15 protein-coding genes are annotated in these 16,248 nt (G+C 75.9%); 2 read left to right on the forward strand and 13 right to left on the reverse strand.

Features of this window, described 5'->3' with window-relative positions; translation table 11 throughout:
• Positions 1-73 precede the first annotated feature (73 nt).
• The 3 genes from KSNIM_RS07155 to rpe all read right to left on the reverse strand — a co-directional run bounded on the left by KSNIM_RS07155 (position 74) and on the right by rpe (position 2,938).
• Entirely contained in the window at positions 74-1,033 is a 960-nt protein-coding gene (locus KSNIM_RS07155; RefSeq protein WP_263102381.1) for a pirin family protein, read from the reverse strand.
• A gap of 88 nt (positions 1,034-1,121) precedes the next feature.
• Positions 1,122-2,150, reverse strand: a complete 1,029-nt coding sequence (locus tag KSNIM_RS07160; RefSeq protein ID WP_263102382.1) for an alpha/beta hydrolase — start codon at positions 2,148-2,150, stop codon at positions 1,122-1,124.
• A 104-nt stretch (positions 2,151-2,254) separates the two neighbouring features.
• A complete protein-coding gene (rpe, locus tag KSNIM_RS07165) occupies positions 2,255-2,938 on the reverse strand; it encodes a ribulose-phosphate 3-epimerase (protein ID WP_263102383.1) in 684 nt (227 codons plus the stop codon).
• A 232-nt stretch (positions 2,939-3,170) separates the two neighbouring features.
• On the opposite strand from rpe, the gene KSNIM_RS07170 reads away from it, so the two are divergent.
• Entirely contained in the window at positions 3,171-4,025 is an 855-nt protein-coding gene (locus KSNIM_RS07170; protein WP_263102384.1) for an SCO6745 family protein, read from the forward strand.
• A 33-nt stretch (positions 4,026-4,058) separates the two neighbouring features.
• Here KSNIM_RS07170 and KSNIM_RS07175 read toward each other — a convergent pair whose 3' ends face one another.
• The 8 genes from KSNIM_RS07175 to def all read right to left on the reverse strand — a co-directional run bounded on the left by KSNIM_RS07175 (position 4,059) and on the right by def (position 12,236).
• Positions 4,059-4,883 carry an ABC transporter ATP-binding protein gene (locus tag KSNIM_RS07175; RefSeq protein WP_263102385.1) on the reverse strand — a complete coding sequence of 275 codons (825 nt, stop codon included), beginning with the start codon at positions 4,881-4,883 and terminating at the stop codon, positions 4,059-4,061.
• A 293-nt stretch (positions 4,884-5,176) separates the two neighbouring features.
• Entirely contained in the window at positions 5,177-6,004 is an 828-nt protein-coding gene (locus tag KSNIM_RS07180; protein WP_263102386.1) for an isocitrate lyase/phosphoenolpyruvate mutase family protein, read from the reverse strand.
• A 76-nt stretch (positions 6,005-6,080) separates the two neighbouring features.
• A complete protein-coding gene (locus KSNIM_RS07185) occupies positions 6,081-6,719 on the reverse strand; it encodes a C39 family peptidase (RefSeq protein WP_411543671.1) in 639 nt (212 codons plus the stop codon).
• Between the two features lie 110 nt (positions 6,720-6,829).
• Positions 6,830-7,750, reverse strand: coding sequence for an AurF N-oxygenase family protein (locus KSNIM_RS07190; RefSeq protein ID WP_263102388.1), 921 nt, complete (start codon positions 7,748-7,750; stop codon positions 6,830-6,832).
• Positions 7,751-8,075: 325 nt separating this feature from the next.
• Positions 8,076-9,047 (reverse strand): aldo/keto reductase, encoded by a 972-nt coding sequence (locus KSNIM_RS07195; protein ID WP_263102389.1) that lies wholly within the window; start codon positions 9,045-9,047, stop codon positions 8,076-8,078.
• A gap of 84 nt (positions 9,048-9,131) precedes the next feature.
• A complete protein-coding gene (locus tag KSNIM_RS07200) occupies positions 9,132-10,562 on the reverse strand; it encodes an RsmB/NOP family class I SAM-dependent RNA methyltransferase (protein WP_263102390.1) in 1,431 nt (476 codons plus the stop codon).
• 67 nt (positions 10,563-10,629) lie between these two features.
• Positions 10,630-11,565: a methionyl-tRNA formyltransferase gene (gene fmt / locus KSNIM_RS07205; RefSeq protein ID WP_263102391.1), complete on the reverse strand. Its 936-nt coding sequence runs from the start codon at positions 11,563-11,565 to the stop codon at positions 10,630-10,632.
• Between the two features lie 125 nt (positions 11,566-11,690).
• The gene (gene def / locus KSNIM_RS07210) at positions 11,691-12,236 is read right to left on the reverse strand and encodes a peptide deformylase (protein WP_263102392.1); all 546 of its coding nucleotides are present in this window, start codon (positions 12,234-12,236) and stop codon (positions 11,691-11,693) included.
• 266 nt (positions 12,237-12,502) lie between these two features.
• Here def and KSNIM_RS07215 point away from each other — a divergent pair, with 266 nt between their 5' ends.
• Positions 12,503-13,030 (forward strand): hypothetical protein, encoded by a 528-nt coding sequence (locus KSNIM_RS07215; RefSeq protein ID WP_263102393.1) that lies wholly within the window; start codon positions 12,503-12,505, stop codon positions 13,028-13,030.
• Between the two features lie 104 nt (positions 13,031-13,134).
• Here KSNIM_RS07215 and KSNIM_RS07220 read toward each other — a convergent pair whose 3' ends face one another.
• Together KSNIM_RS07220 and KSNIM_RS07225 are read right to left on the reverse strand one after the other, a co-directional pair.
• Positions 13,135-13,989, reverse strand: a complete 855-nt coding sequence (locus KSNIM_RS07220) for a hypothetical protein (protein WP_263102394.1) — start codon at positions 13,987-13,989, stop codon at positions 13,135-13,137.
• A 95-nt stretch (positions 13,990-14,084) separates the two neighbouring features.
• On the reverse strand, positions 14,085-16,151 hold the full coding sequence (locus KSNIM_RS07225; protein WP_263102395.1) for a primosomal protein N': 2,067 nt from the start codon (positions 16,149-16,151) through the stop codon (positions 14,085-14,087).
• Positions 16,152-16,248 lie beyond the last annotated feature (97 nt).

The following is a 16,248-nucleotide window of genomic DNA, read 5'->3' on the forward strand; positions in this document are numbered from 1 at the left end:
CCTGCGCCGCCCTTCGGCGTTCTCGACCTGCGCACGGCCCGGCCGTTCGGGGCTCCCAGGACGTTACCCCGGGTCAGCGCTCACGCCCCCGCGGCTTGAGGGGGAACGGGGGCAGCTCCGGGGCCGGGAGACGCTCACCGGCGTAGCCGTGGACCTCGCCGAAGCGCTCGCCCGCCTGCCACTGTTCGCGGGCCTCGGTGATCTCCTCGGCGGTGCGGCCCACGAAGTTCCACCACATGACGAGCTGCTCCTCGAAGGGTTCACCGCCGAGGAGCAGCAGCGCCGCGTCGGTGCGGGCGAGCAGCGGCAGTTCGCGGCGGCCGCAGCCGAGGTAGAGGATCGAGCCCGGTTCGACCCGGACGCCGTCCACGTCGACGCTGCCGGTCATCGACAGCACCGCGTACTCGAAACCGGGGTCCAGCGGCAGCCGGTGGGCGGCGCCCTCGCGGAGGGTGAGGTCGGCGCCGACCAGCGCGCTGTAGGTGGTGCCCGGGGAGGCCGCTCCGTCCAGGGTGCCGAGGATCAGCCGGGCGTGCAGCCCGCCCGCGGTGACCTCCGGCAGGTCGGCGTGGTGTTCGAAGGCGGGCCCGGTGTGCCGGTGGGCGTCGGGCAGGGCGACCCAGAGCTGGGCGCCGTGCAGCAGCCGGGCGTGCTCGCGGGGCGACTCCTCGGAGTGCGAGATCGCCCGGCCCGAGGTCATCAGCCCCAGCTCGTACGGCCGGACGGTCTGCAGGCTGCCGAGGCTGTCGCGGTGCAGCACCTCGCCCTCGTGCAGCCAGCTCACCGTCTGCAGGCCCATGTGCGGGTGCGGCGGGACCTGCATGCCGGGCTCGTCGGCGATGTCGTCCGGGCCGTAGTGGTCGACGAAGCACCAGGCGCCGACCATCCGCCGTCCCAGGGTGGGCAGCAGCCGGCGCACCACGGTCGACTCGCCGAGCGGCACCTGACGGCCGGCCACCAGCTGCTTCACCGGCCCGTCGGAGGCCTCGCCGCCGCAGCGGGAGGCGGCGGGGCGGACGTCGAGGTTGCTCATGCCGCCGAGTATCCCCCTGCACCCGGCCGCGGCCCGGCAGGCGCGGGACGGGCGAGCCGCGGGCAGCGGCGGGAGAACGCGGCGGCCGTCAGGGCCGGCGGGCGAGTGCCTCGCCGAGGAAGGCGGTGGCGTCGGGGAGGACGCGGCGCCAGAAGCCGTCGGTGTGGGCGCCCCGCGGGAAGTGCGTCTCGGCGGCCCGGTCGGCGAGCGTGCGGGCGGCCGGGCAGAACGGGTCCTCGGTGCCGCACCAGACGGCGAGCCTGCGGGTGAGCGGCCGGTCGAGGTGGCGCAGCGGCTCGTGCGCCTGCCAGTCGGCCTCGTCCTGGTAGGCGTCGACGGGGCGGGCGTCACTCCAGGACGTGAACAGGGCGGGGCTGAGCAGTGCGGCGGCGGCGAGTCCGCCGTTGCGGGCGCGAGCGTACTGGAGTGCGCCGGTGCCGCCCATGGAGATGCCGAGCACCCCGGTGGGGGCGGCCAGGCCGCGGGCGGCGAGCCAGCCGGGGACTTCGTCCAGCAGCATGGCCATCGGGTCGTCGCCGGGAGTGCGGGGGTGCCAGTAGGTGGCCTCGCCGCCGTCCACCGCGACGAGGTGGAAGGGCGGCACGCCCTTGGCGGTGGCGGCGGCCAGGAACTGCGGCAGGCCGAGGTCGACCAGGGCCGCGGCGGAGCCGCCGCGGCCGTGCAGGGCGAGGCAGACGGGCAGGTCGGCGCGGGGCGCGGTGCCGGGCGGGGAGACGACGGTCACCTCGACGCGGCGGCCGCGGGCCTTGGAGGCGAGCTGGTCGGTGCGGACGGGGCCGGGCTCGACGGCCGGGACGGTCCCGTCCGGGCCGGTCATGCCGATGGCTCGGCGCAGCCGGTCGCCGCCGGGCAGTACGTCCTCGATCATCGCGCCGCCGACGGCGGCGGCGCCCACGCCGACGACCAGCAGGGCCTGCAGGAACCTGCGCCGGCCCGTTCCGGTGTCCGGCTGCTCCGCGGCCGGCGGGCCGTCCTGTCCGCCGGCCGTCGGGGCGCCCGCGGGTACGGTCCGCCCCGTCCCGCGCGACTGCTCCGGGAGCCTCCCGGTCGCCGCCGCGGTCGTTCCGGCCGTCCGTTCCTCGCGGCTCGCTCCCAAGGCCCCTCCCCCGATCGATCTTGGGCCCCTACTCTACGGGCCGTCAGTTCCGGCCGTCCCCGCCGCCCTTCCGACCCGTATGCGCCCCCGAGGGCCTTCCCGCCTCAGTGGCGGCAGGACCAGTGGGCGCCGGCGGTCGCCGCGTCGGCCTGGGCGCGCAGGGCGCGGACGGCCTCGGCCGGGTCGTCGGCGTTGTAGACGGCGGAGCCGGCGACGAAGACGTCGGCCCCGGCCTCGGCGCAGCGCTCGATGGTGGAGGGGGCGACGCCGCCGTCGACCTGCAGCCAGAGGTCGAGGCCGTGCTTGGAGATCAGCTCCCGGGTGCGGCGGATCTTGGGCAGCATGATGTCCAGGAAGGCCTGGCCGCCGAAGCCCGGCTCCACGGTCATGATGAGGATCATGTCGAGCTCGGGCAGCAGGTCCTCGTACGGCTCGATCGGGGTGGCCGGGCGCAGTGCCATCGAGGCGCGGGCGCCCTTGGCGCGGATCTCCCGGGCGAGCCGGACGGGCGCGGCGGCGGCCTCGACGTGGAAGGTGACCGAACCGGCGCCGGCCTCGACGTACTGCGGGGCCCACCGGTCGGGCTGCTCGATCATCAGGTGGCAGTCGAGCGGGGTGTCGGTGGCCTTGGCGAGGGACTCGACGATCGGCACGCCCAGCGTGAGGTTGGGGACGAAGTGGTTGTCCATCACGTCCACGTGCAGCCAGTCCGCACCGCGGACGGCCTCGGCCTCGTCCGCCAGGCGGGCGAAGTCGGCGGAGAGGATGCTGGGGTTGATCTGCGCCATATCCGGGTACCTTCACAGCTCGGTGCGGGCGGTCGTCTGCGGCCGCTTCCTCCCATCATCGCGTGAAGCGGTGGCCGGAGGGAAAGCCGCGGCTCCCGGGTGACCCGCATCACAGGGCGGGCCCGGCGGGTCCGCCCGACCACCCGCAGGTCCGCTCAGGGGGGCGCCGGCAGCACCGCGTGCGCCTCGGCCCGCATCAGGAGCCGCACGGCTCCGGAGAGGCTGTCAGTCCGTGGCCGAACACGTCCATCCCGCCCGTGCCCTGTGGTGGCTCTTCGAGCCGGTGCACGCCCTCACCTACTTCGCGCCCGAGGGCCGGGCCGCCTACGAGTCGGTCGGCCTGCGCGGCTACTGGCGGGGCTACTTCGGCGGCCGGGCGGCTCCGCTCGGCGCGGTTGACGCGCCGCCGGTTGTCGCCGCGTTCTTCAACTTCGCGCCGGCGATGGTGGAGCGGGCACTGCCCGACATCTGGCACCGGGCCGCGCCGGAGGCGGCGCTGCGGGCGCGCCTGGCCGGGGCGACCGCCACCCTGGAGCGGGTGCTGGAGACGGTGAAGCCGGACCTGGTCGACCGCTCGGTGGAGCTGCTGGAGCGTGCGGTCGACGGACTGGACTGCGGTGGCCGGGTGCTGGCCGCGGCCAACGCGGCGCTGCCCCGGCCGCAGGACCGGCTCGGCCGGCTCTGGCAGGCGACGACGGTGCTGCGCGAGCACCGCGGCGACGGCCATGTCGCCGCCCTCGTCTCCGAGGGCCTGGACGGCTGCGAGGCGCTGGTGCTGCGCTGTGCCCTGGACACCCGTCGCGAGACGCTGCAGCCGCACCGCGGCTGGACGGACGAGCAGTGGGACGCCGCCTCGGCCCGCCTGGTCGAACGGGGCTGGCTGCACGGCGACGGCACGATCGACGCGGAGGGCCGATCCCGGCACCGCGCGCTGGAGGCGGTCACCGATCTGGCGGCCGCCCGGGTCTGGGACGGCTTCCACCGCTCCGAGTTGGACGAGCTGGCGACCGCGCTGCGCCCGATCGCCACGGCGTGCCGGGCGGAGCTGCCGCTGTTCAACCCGATCGGTCTGCCGACGACGGGCTGAGCCGCGGTCGCGGCGCGGCCGGGGAGGCCCGGATCAGAGTGCGGCGGGCGTGGTGCGGGCCGCGCGGGCGGTCCACCGGCCGTCGTGCCGCGCGATGCTGATGGGGTGCCCGAAGCAGGCGCTGATCAGCTCGGTGGTGACGACCTCGTCGACCGGCCCGGCCGCCACGCAGCCGCCCTCGCGCAGCAGCAGGGCGTGGGTGGTGGTCTCGGGCAGCTCCTCCAGGTGGTGGGTGACCAGCACGGTCGCGAGGCCGGGGTGGCGGCGGCGCAGCAGGTCGAGGCTGCCGAGGAGCAGTTCGCGGGCGGTGAGGTCGAGTCCGGTGGCGGGCTCGTCGAGCAGCAGCAGCCGGGGCTGCGGCATCAGGGCCCGGGCGATCAGGGCCCGGCCGCGCTCGCCCTGGGAGAGGGTCGTCCAGGGGTCGTCGGCGCGGTGGGCCATCCCCATGGTGTCCAGCAGGTGTTCGGCGTGCGCGGACTGGTCGGCGGTGGGCCGCCACCGGGGTTCGGGTTCGATGCTGTTGGTGAGTCCGGTCAGCACCACGGTGCGGACGGGCAGCGGGGAGCGCAGCGGGTGGCGCGGGTTGACGTGGCCCAGGTGGGAGCGCAGCGCCCGGATGTCGACCCGTCCGAGCCGCCGGCCGAGGACGTGCACCTCGCCGTGGGTGGGGTGGGAGACCGCGCCGAGCAGGGCGAGCAGGGTGGATTTGCCGGCGCCGTTGGCGCCGAGCAGGGCCCAGTGCTGGCCGGCCTCGACGGTGAGCGAGACGTCCCGCAGCAGGTGGCGGCCGTCGCGCACGACGTCGACGGCGTCGGCGCGCAGCAGCGGCGCGTCGGGCAGTGGTTCGGCACTGGACACGGCGGCCTCCCGGGCGCGGTCGCGGCCGTACGGATCCGTTCCGGCGGGCCTCGGACGTCGCCGGCGCCGGGCCGTTCGCCGCGCGCGTCACGGCCGTGCTCCCGGAGCAGGCACCCGGATGATCTCAGAATCCGGCCGCCACTGCGCCTGCGCCCACCTGCCGGACGGCCCGGCCACCGGGCGGGCCCACCGGCCGTGCCGCCCGGACGTACCTCCCGGGAGGGAGCGCGTCCCTCCCGGGCGGAGGCCGTCCGGCTCGGCCTTCGGGCGGGCTCGGCCCTTCATCAGGGTGGTCAGCTCATCAGGGTGTTCAGCTCGCCGTACTCCAGGGCGCCGGTGAGGCTGCCGTAGGTGCCGGTGGCGGCGAGTTCCTCGGCGACCTTGCGGACGACCGCGTAGGCGGCCTCGGCGACCGAGGAGCCGAGGCTCACCCGGGCGACGCCGAGCTCGGACAGCTCCGCCACGGACGGGGCGCCGGGGCCGGCCAGGATGTTGACGGGGGCGTCGATGCCCTCGGTCAGGGCGGCGACGACCGCCGGGTCGGTGACGCCGGGGACGAAGATGCCGGTGGCGCCGGCCCGCAGATAGGCGGCAGCGCGGTCGAGCGTCTCCTTGAGCCGGGTGTCCTCGGGTCCGACGGCGCGGAGGTAGGTGTCCACGCGCGCGTTGATGTAGAGCGGAATGCCGGCGTCGTCGGCGGCGCGGCGGGCGGCTGCGATCCGCTCGGCCTGCTCCTCGGTCGGCCGCAGGCCGACGCGGCCGTCCGTCCGCGCGTCCTCGATGTTGATGCCGACGGCGCCGGCCCCGACGACCCGGGTGACGGTGTCGGCGACGTCGGCCGGGGTGGCGCCGAAGCCGCTCTCGATGTCGGCGGTCACCGGGACGGACACCGCGTCGACCACCCGGGCGATCAGCTCGACGGCCCGGTCGCGGTCGAGGTGGTTTCCGTCCGCGGCGCCGAGCCCCCAGGCGACGCCGGCGCTGGTGGTGGCGACGGCCTTGGCGCCGGCCGCCTCGACGAGGCGGGCGCTCGCGGCGTCCCAGGCGTTGGCCAGGGCCAGCGGGGCGGCGGGGTCGTGGAGCGAACGGAGCAGCTGGGCCTTCTGGTGCTGTGCAGTCATGTCCCGTATTGGACCAAGGCGGTGGGGTGGACCGCTCGCGGTTTTGCGACTCGGCCGTCGATCGGGTGGACCCGCCCTACTCGGCGCGGCGCGGGGTGGGCGGGCCGAGGACGACGCCGCGGCCGGCGTAGAAGCGGTCCAGGTCCGGCCAGGGCACCCGGGCGAACTGCTGCGATCCGTCGGGGAAGCCGGAGGGGTTGTGGATCAGCAGGGCGTCGTCGTCCGCACCCACGGCGAGCACCAGGTGGCCGCCGGTCCGGGGCGGGGCCGGCTCCAGGGTGCGGATCGACGGGTGGACGGAGATCATCGGCAGCCGGCCCGCCTCGAGGTGACCGCGCAGTTCCGCGGCGGGCATCGGGGCGCGGGCGTCCGCGAACAGGCCCCAGCGCTCCCGGACGTAGGCCGCGAAGGGGGCGTGGACGAGTCCGTCGAGCCGCCCGTCGGGGTGGCGGACGTAGGCGCCGGCCTCGCGGCTCTCCTCGGCGAGCCGGACGATCGGCGGGGCGACGCCCCACCAGTGGTCCAGGGCCATCCGCAGGCAGGCCATGCCGCAGGCGCGCCAGGACCAGTACGCGTACTCGTCCCGGTCCGGCGCGCCCGACTCCTCCCAGCGCGGGTCGTCCTCGGCGAGGACGGTGCCGGCCAGGATGTCGGGGACGAGCTCGGGGGATTCCCACTGCGCGTAGTAGGGAACCGGGTGGCTGATCGGCTGCACAATGATCATTCTGACGCACGGGCGGACGGCTCGCCTCGCCGGTGGGGCCTGGATGCGCGCACCGCCCGGCACGCCGGGACCGTGCGTCTGCGCCCCACCGGCCGTGCGGCTCAGACGATGCCGGCGCCCCGCAGCAGCCAGCGGTTGGTGCGGCCGACCAGCCCGGCGCGGTCGAGCACGCCGACCACCTTGGCGGCCATCTCGGTCTTGGCGGCCCGCCAGTTCGGGTTCCGCTTCGCGGCCCGGCGGCCCTCCTTGGGGTCGATGCCGACCGCGGCGTACACCCGCGGGTTGATCAGGTTCGTGGTGGCGACGTGGATGACGATGCCCATGAGCAGCTGCTCGACCCGGCGGCGGACCGGCCCGAGGTCCCTGCGGACGAGCTCCTCGCGGGCGTAGGTGATGTGCCGGGACTCCTCGATGACGTGGATCCGGGCCACCTGGCGGGAGAGCGGCTGGAGCGACTCGTCGGCCATCATCTCGCGCTGGAAGGCGTCCAGGATCTCCTCGACGTACATCGTCCCGCCGAAGGTCTGGCTGTGCGTGGAGATCGCCTTGAACACCCGGCCGAGCTCGTGCGCGAGCCGTCCGGGGCCGTAGGCGGGCGCACCCATCCACGCGATCATGCGGGCGAACATCACCGAGTGCCGGCACTCGTCGGCGATCTCCGTCAGGGCGTACTGGACGTGCGCGGTGGTCGGGTCCCGGTCGAAGGCGTGCCGCAGCAGCATCTGCATGAGGATCTCCTCGAACCAGATGCCGACACTGGCGACGGCGGCCACCTCGTGCTTGCTGAGCTCGATCCGCTGCTCCTCGCTGAGGCGCTCCCAGAGTTCGGTGCCGTAGAGGGAGATCCGGTGCGGGGCGACGTAGTAGGCGCCGGGCACGGGCCGGCTGTCCCAGTCGACGTCCTTCAGCGGGTCGAAGGACAGCTTGGCGGAGGAGGCGAGGAGGCGCTCGGCGGTGCGCCGGCGCTGCACGTCGCGCTCCTCCAGGACGGCTGCGGTGGCCTTGCGCGCGGTGGTCGCCATGAGGGTCGGCTCCTCGGTCGCTCGGGTGGGGTCTGCCAGGACCGTAGACCGTATTAGATTGACCGTCAATAACTCGCGCACGCAAGGGCCGGCCCCGGATTTCGACGCCGGGGAGGAACAGCCCGCCCAGGACGCGCCCTTCGGAGCCGCCGGCGGCGCGCGCTCCCGACCGGCCGTCAAGTCGGCGACCCGGCCGGGCGACCGGCTGGCCTGCCGCCCTCGCCGGACCTGGATCCGGACCGGACCCGGACCCGGCGCCGTGGGACCGCCTCGTCGAAGCCCCCGCGTCCCGCCCGGGCTCGGCCGCCCGGGCGGGACACCCGTGCTACCAGGCGTAGTCCTCCGGTGCGGTGCGGTGGCCGGGGAAGATCTCGTCCAGTCGCTCCAGCGTCTTCGCGTCCAGGTCCACGTCCAGCGCGCGGTTGGCGGCGTGCAGCTGTTCCAGGGTGCGGGGACCGACGATCGGTGCGGTGACGCCCTCGCGGGAGAGCAGCCAGGCCAGCGCCACGTCGCCGGGCTCGTGGCCGAGTTCGGCGGCCAGGTCCTCGTACGCCGCGAGCTGCTCGCGGTGCTTCTCCAGGGTCTCGGCGGCCCGTCCGGAGGCCCGGCGGACCCCCTCGCGCTCCCTGCGGAGCACGCCGCCGAGGAGGCCGCCGTGCAGCGGCGACCACGGGATCAGGCCGAGGCCGTAGTGCTGCGCGGCGGGCAGGACTTCGAGCTCGACGCTGCGCTCCAGCAGGTTGTAGAGCGACTGCTCGCTGGTCAGGCCGAGGAAGTTGCGGGCGCGGGCGGTCTCCTGGGCGCGGGCGATGTGCCAGCCGGCGAAGTTGCTCGACCCGACATAGATGATCTTGCCCTGGGTGGTCAGCACCTCCATCGCCTGCCAGATCTCCTCCCACGGAGTGGCCCGGTCGACGTGGTGCATCTGGTAGAGGTCGATGTGGTCGGTCTGCAGCCGCTTCAGGCTGGCGTCCACCGCGCGGCGGATGTTGAGCGCGGAGAGCCGGCCCTCGTTGGGCCACTCCCCCATGTCGCCGTAGAGCTTGGTCGCGATCACCGTCCGCTCGCGGCGGCCGCCGCCCTGCGCGAACCAGTTGCCGACGATCTCCTCGGTGCGGCCCTTGTTCTCGCCCCAGCCGTAGACGTTGGCGGTGTCGAAGAAGTTGATGCCCAGCTCGTGGGCGGTGTCCATGATCCGGTGGGCGTCTGCCTCCTCGGTGTGCGGACCGAAGTTCATGGTGCCGAGGCAGAGCCGGGAGACGGTGAGGCCGGTGCGGCCGAGGTGGGTGAACTCCATGATTCCCACCCTCGGCCACACCGGCGGCCCTGTCCAGGTTTTCGTTCAGGCAGTGGATCAATTCCGCCCGCCCGGCCCGGGGGCTCAGGCGGTGCGGCGCAGCAGCGCGAGGTACATCGCGTCGGTGCCGTGCAGGTGCGGCCAGAGCTGGACGTCCGGGCCCTCACCGAGGGCGGGGAGACCGGGCAGCAACGGCCGGGCGTCGATCCACTCCACGCCGCTCTCGTCGCGCAGCACGTCCTCGACCACGGCGCGGGTCTCGGCGAGGTGCGGCGAGCAGGTGGCGTAGCCGACGACCCCACCCACCCGGGCGGCCCGGATCGCGCCGCGCAGCAGGTCCCGCTGGAGCGGGCCGAAGCCGGCGAGGTCCTCGGGGCGGCGGCGCCAGCGGGCCTCCGGGCGGCGGCGCAGTGCGCCGAGGCCGGAGCAGGGCACGTCGACCAGGACGCGGTCGAAGCTGCCGGGCGCCCAGGCGGGCCGGGTGCCGTCGGCGGCGATCACGGTGTACGGGCCGGGGTTGCCGGCGAGCGCGCGGGCGACCAGCCGGGCGCGGTGCGGCTGCTTCTCGGAGGCGACCAGGGCGGCGCCGCGTTCCGCGGCGAGGGCGCCGAGCAGCGCGGCCTTGCCGCCGGGGCCGGCGCAGCCGTCCAGCCAGACCCTGTCCGGGCCGTCGAGCGGGGCCGCGGCCACCGCGAGGGCGACCAGCTGGCTGCCCTCGTCCTGGACACCGGCCCGGCCCTCGCGGACGGCGGCCACCCCGGCCGGGTCGCCGCCCTCGGCGAGCCGCAGCGCGTACGGGGACCAGCGGCCGTCCGCGGCCTCCGGCAGGGCCTCGCGGAGTTCGGCGACGGTGGCGCGGCCGGGGCGGGCGACCAGGGTCACCTCGGGGCGGTCGTTGTCGGCGCGCAGCAGGTCCTCGACGGCGGCGCGGCCGGAGGCGTCCGGCTGCCAGCGGCCGAGCGCGTCCCAGAGCGAGGAGACCACCCAGCGCGGGTGCGAGTGGACGACGGCGAGGTGGTCCTCGGCGTCCTCGTCGTACGGCGGGGCGACCTGGTCGATCCAGGCGTCGAGGTCCTGGGCGCTGATCCGGCGGAGCACCGCGTTGACGAACTTGGCCCGGCCGTCGCCGAGCACCACCCGGGCGAGCTCGACGGTGGCGGAGACGGCGGCGTGGCTGGGGATGCGGGTGGCGAGCAGCTGGTGGGCGCCGAGCGCGAGCACGTCGAGCACCGGCGGGTCGACCTCGCGCAGCGGCCGGTCGATGCAGGCGGCGATGATCGCGTCGTAGGTGCCCTGCTGGCGCAGGGTGCCGTAGACGAGTTCGGTGGCGAGGGCGGCGTCGCGGCGCTCCATGCCCTTCTGCTCGGCCTCGCGCAGCAGCGGCGGGAGGACGAGGTTGGCGTACGCGTCGCGCTCGTCGACGGCGCGCAGGGCGCGGAAGGCGACGATCCGGGCCGGGTCCTTCTTGGGGCGGCGGTGCGGGCGGGGGGCGCGCTTGGCGCTGGGCGTGGTCACGTGGTGCCTCGAATGTGCTGCGGACGAAAGGTGTGGTGGATCCGGGACGGGTGCATCCGGGACGGGGTCAGTCGCCGAGTCGCTCGCCGGACTCGATGCGGACCCCTCGGGCCCAGTCTGCCGCGCGCATCTGCTTCTTGCCCTGCGGCTGGACCTCGCCGAGCTCGATGTCGTGGCTGCCGGTGCCGACCCGGACGCTGTGCTTGGCGACGGCCATCTCGCCGGGGGCGAGTTCGGCGGAGCCGGTGAGGAGCGTCACCGGGCCGGCCAGCTTGAGGCGCTCGCCGCGGAAGAGCGTCCAGGCCCCGGGGGCGGGGGCGCAGCCGCGGACGAGCCGGTCGACCCGGAGCGCCGGGTGGGTCCAGTCGATCCGGGCGTCCTCGACGTTGATCTTGGGGGCCACGGTGACGCCCTCGGCCGGCTGCGGCACGGCGTGCAGGGCGCCGTCCTCGATGCCGTCCATGGTCGCGGCGAGCAGCCGGGCGCCGGAGTGCGAGAGGCGGGTGAGCAGGTCGCCGCTGGTGTCGGCGGGCCGGATCTCCTCGGTGACGACGCCGTAGACCGGGCCGGAGTCCAGGCCCTCCTCGATCTGGAAGGTGGAGGCGCCGGTGACCTCGTCGCCGGCCATCACCGCGTGCTGCACGGGCGCGGCGCCGCGCCAGGCGGGCAGCAGCGAGAAGTGCAGGTTGACCCAGCCGTGCCGGGGGATCTCCAGGGCGGCGGGGCGCAGCAGGGCGCCGTAGGCGACGACCGGGCAGCAGTCCGGGGCGAGTTCGGCGAGCCGGGCGAGGAAGTCCGGGTCGCTGGGCTTCGCCGGCCGCAGCACCTCGATGCCGGCCTCCTCGGCACGCCGGGCGACCGGGCTGGCGACCGTACGGCGGCCGCGGCCGGAGACCGCGTCGGGGCGGGTCACCACGGCGACCACCTCGTGCCGGTCGGAGGCCAGCAGGGCGTCCAGGGCGGGGACGGCGACCTCGGGGGTGCCGGCGAAGACGAGGCGCATGGGTGCCTTTCTCGGATTGCGTCTCCCGAACCGCGTCGATCGAAACCACGTCGATCGGACCGCGTCGATGGGATCGCGTGTCTCGGATTGCGTGCTCCGGCCCGGGCGGGCGGGCGGAAGGTCGGTCAGCGGGCGGAGCCGAAGGTCGAGTGCGGTGATATCCGGACGGTCGGCGCCGGGCCGTCGCCCCAGTCGGCCTCGCGGATCGCCTTGAGCGCGGCCTTGCGGGCCTCGCGGTCGAGGCGGTCGATGAAGACGATGCCGTCGAGGTGGTCGGTCTCGTGCTGGATGCAGCGGGCGAGCAGTTCGGTGCCCTCGATGGTCACCGGGTCCCCGTACATGGTGAAGCCCTTGGCGACCACGCCGTACGCGCGCTTGGTGTCGAAGCGCAGGCCCGGCAGCGAGAGGCAGCCCTCGGGGCCGTCCTGCTCCTCGTCGGTGAGCGACAGGTCGGGGTTGATCAGGTGGCCCACCACGCCGTCCACGTTGTAGGTGAACACCCGCAGGGAGACGCCGAGTTGGGGAGCGGCAAGGCCGGCACCGGGGGCGTCGAGCATGGTGTCGGTGAGGTCCTTGACCAGGCGCCGCAGCTCCTTGTCGAAGGTGGTCACCTGCTTGGCCTTCGTCCGGAGCACCGGGTCGCCGAAGATCCTGATCGGCTGGATCGCCATGGCTGCGGGGGCTCCTCGGGACGTCGGCGGCAGGGGGGCGTACCCGCAGAGTCTATGCAATCGGCGCCATGGGCCGGGGTTCGGCGAGGTCGGCGCGGGTGGGCACGCGCCGCGGCCGCCCGGCGGCCGGTCCCGGTCGTGCCCCACCGACCTTCTCGGACGGGCGCGTTACCCGGGCCATGGGTCGGGCGTTGGTCAAGTGGAATTGACCGGGACGCACGGCGTCGCGGTCCCGGCCGACCGTACGGAGAGGTGGCGCAGAGGCCATGGCCGAGCAGATCAACCACGATGCGCGGGCGAGGGCGAGCCTGCACCTGCTGGTGCGGGACATCGAGCGGGTGAGGCGTCAGGTGGACGCGCTGCGCACCCTGACCGCCCAGCTGGGCAACGTCTACCGGCCCCGGCGGCCCAGCACCTCGGCTGGCTTCGTCGTGTACGGGCGGGCCCCCGCCCCGACCGTCCGGCTGGCGCAGGAGCTGCGCGAGAGCGTGGAGACGCTGGTCGCGGCAGCGGTCGAGTTCGACCGCGCGCTCGGCTTCTCCTGGGACTCGGTGGGCTCCGCGCTGGGCGTCACCAAGCAGGCGGTGCACCGCCGGTACGGCATGCGCCGGCCGGCCAACGAACTGCTCGCGGCGGCCTCCGTCCCGGCACCGGCGGCGCCGCGCGACGAGCGCTCGCCCGAGCCGCTCCACGAGCGGTCCGAGGCGCCCGCCCCCGGCGCCCTCTCCCGGACGGTGCCGCAGGCCCGGCAGGGCGGCCTGACCACCCAGCCGAACGCCCGCATCGCCCGCTGAACCCCGTCCGCTGAACCCCGCCCGCGGCCCGAGGACCGCGGACACCGCCGGCACCGCGGTCTGCCGCCCGTCCGGGGGCGTGCGCAGGCCGCGGGGCGGGTCCGTCAGCCGCGGGTCTCGTAGGCCATGGCCCGGTCCGTCACGTCCTTGAGCAGCGGCTCCACCAGCTTCGTGAGGCCGCCGTAGTCGGCGACCCGTCCGTCGGACCACTGCCCCAGGCCCGCGACCACCATCCGCCCGGCTCCGGTGAAGGCCTGCACCAGACCACTGTCCGCCGCGAGCGTCGGCAGACCGGAGTCGGGCGGCGGGGCCTGCGCGCCGACCTGGTACGAGTCGTAGGCGATGGCCAGTTCGGTGACGAGCTTCAGGGTGTCGGCCGGGTCCTTCATGGTGAAGACCGCCAGGTTGAACTGGTTGTTCCGGGCGTCCTTGTACAGCGCGATCTGGTGGCCGAGGCAGCCCTTGCTCGCGGCGATCATGGCCGCCAGGTCCGGGCCCACCGAGGTCGGCTCGGGGCAGTTCCCGAGGTCCTTCGAGGCGACCCTGGTGTACACCGCGCCGGAGGCCGTCTTCACCTCGGCGGGGAAGAGCTCGGCCAGCGGTGCCGGCGGCCGGCCGGAGGGCCGGGCGGCGGTGGACTGCGCGGCGGACGCGGTGGCGATCGCCGCGGTGGCGGTGGCCGCAGGGGCGGTGGCTGTCGGGGCGGCCGCGTGCTCCCCGTCGTCGTCCGGCCCCACGAACCGGAAGGCGAGGACGGTCAGCACCGCGGCGGCTGCGGCCAGCGCGGCGTTCCGCGGCCAGACCCGCTTCGGCGGGGGCGGCAGGGCGCCCGGCCGCAGCAGGCCCGGCACCGGCCCCTCCTTCACCGGCGCGGCACGGACGAAGTCCTCGTCCAGCACCACGTCGAACGGGTCGTCGGACGGCCGCTCCGGGCCCGGCTCACTGTCGCTGATCGGCACGGGCCCACCCTAGTGATCACAGCCCCGCCGCAGGTCACGGCGTGATCACCATTCGCGTCGGCCGGTGTGCGCGGCCCAGGCCGTCGCCGCCCGTCTCAGCCGATGTCCGGCGGGTCGACCCGGATCCGCACCTGCCCCCCCGTGCGCAGCGCCTGCCGCGCGATCTGCGCGGCCTTCAGCGCCGTGGCCAGCGCCGCCCCGCGGCCGGGGGCGACCCGGATCAGGGCGCGTTCCAGCTCCTCGCCGCGGCCCGCCGGGACGGGCACCGGCCCCAGCACGTCGGCGCCCTCGGGCAGCCGGACGAGCCCCAGCAGGTCGGCGACCGCCTGCGGTGCGCCGGTCACCGAGGCCATCCGGGAGACCGGCGGGAAGTGCAGCTCGGCCCGCTCGTCGAGCTCGGTCGCGGCGTGGCCGGCCGGGTCCCACCGGACGAGGGCCTGCACCGGCCGCGCGGTCGGCTCGGCGACGACCACGACGGTGCCGCCCGCGCCGGCCGGCCGGACCAGCGCCGCGGCGGTCAGCCAGCGCCGCAGTGCCTCCTCGCCGGCCCGCAGGTCGGGCCGGTTGAGCAGGGCCCAGCCGTCGAGCAGCAGTGCGGCGGCGTAGCCGCCCTCGGCGTGCGGCTCGGCGCCGGGTGTGGCGATCACCAGGGCGGGGGTGCCGGGCACCGTGGCGAGCACCGCGTCCCGCCCGGAGGTGCGGACGGGCACCCGGGGGAAGGCCTTGCCCAGCTCCTCGGCGGTGCGCCGGGCACCGACCACCTGGGCGCGCATCCGGAAGGAGCCGCACTCGACGCAGTGCCAGTCCGTCTCTGGCGTGCCGCACCACGCGCACTGCGGCGGGGTGTCGGCGCCGCCGGCCTCCAGCGGGCCGGCGCAGCGCCGGCAGCGGGCCGGGGTGCGGCAGCGGTCGCAGGCGAGCCGGGGCAGGTAGCCGCGCCGGGGCACCTGGATGAGCACCGGCCCGCGGGTCAGTGCGTCCCGTGCGGTCTCCCAGGCGACCGAGGGCAGCCGGGCGGCCTGGGCGGCGGCGTCCCGGGCCTGGTCGTGGTCGGTGACGGTGCGGACCCGCGGGGCGAGCGCCCGGACGGTCTCCCGGTCGGCCGTCAGCGGGCGGGCCCAGCCGGTGGCGACCAGTTGCGCGGCCTCGACGGTCGTGGACAGGCCGCCGAGCAGCACGCCGGCGCCCTCGTCGGCGGCCCGCAGCAGGGCGACCTCGCGGACGTGCGGGTACGGCGCGTTGGGGTCGCTGTGGCTGGAGTCGCCGTCGGACCAGACGGCGAGCAGCCCGAGGTTGCGGACGGGGGCGAAGACGGCTGCCCGGGTGCCGATCACGGCCCGGACGGAGCCGCGGCTGACGGCGAGCCAGTGCCGGTAGCGCTCCTCGGGTCCGGCGTCGGCGGCGAGCACGGTGTGCCGGCCGGGGCCGAGCAGCGCGGTGAGCGCCGCGTCGACGCGGGCCACGGCCCGGCCGTCCGGCAGGACGGCGAGGGCGCCCCGGCCGCCGGCGAGCGCGGCGGCGACCGCGCGGGCGATCTCCTGCGGCCAGTCGGGGCCGGGCAGTGCCGTCCACACCGCGCGGGGGGCGCGGCCGGCGGCGAGCGAGCCGAGGAAGGCCGGCCCCTGCGGGTAGCGGGACCAGCTGCCGGGCTCGGGGGCGGGCGGCGGGGGCAGCGGGTCGGGCGAGGGTTCGGACTCGGCCCTGGCGTGCCGGGGCGGGATCGCCAGCTGCAGCACGTCGGCGAGGGTGCCGGCGTACCGGTCGGCGACCGCGCGGCAGAGCCGCAGCAGGGCGGGGGTGAGGACGCGCTCGGGCGAGACCACGCGGGCCAGCGGCGCGAGCGGGCCGGCGTAGTCGGAGGAGGCGAGCCGTTCGACGACGTACCCGTCGTGCAGAGCGCCGCCCTCGCGCCGGCCGGAGGCGCCGACGCGGGCGCCGAACCGGACCCTGACCCGGACGCCGGGCAGAGCCTCCTCGGCCATCGCGGCGGGCACCGCGTAGTCGAAGTACTGGTCGAGGCTGAGCACGCCCTTGTCGACCAGCACCCGGGCGACCGGCAGCTCGGCGGCCAGCTCGGTGCCGCGGGCCGCCCTGGGCCTGGACCGGCGGACCGTCTCCCGGATGAAGGCCAGCTGCTCGCCGGCGCCGTCTGTGCTGCTCATCGCCCTCATGGCTATCAGATCGCGCCGACAGACCGACGCAGGCGGCGGCCACCCCCGTGGGGGTGGCCGCCGCCTGCGGACTGCCGGGGCAGGGTGG

The organism is Kitasatospora sp. DSM 101779 (assembly GCF_025655475.1).
Lineage (GTDB): Bacteria > Actinomycetota > Actinomycetes > Streptomycetales > Streptomycetaceae > Kitasatospora.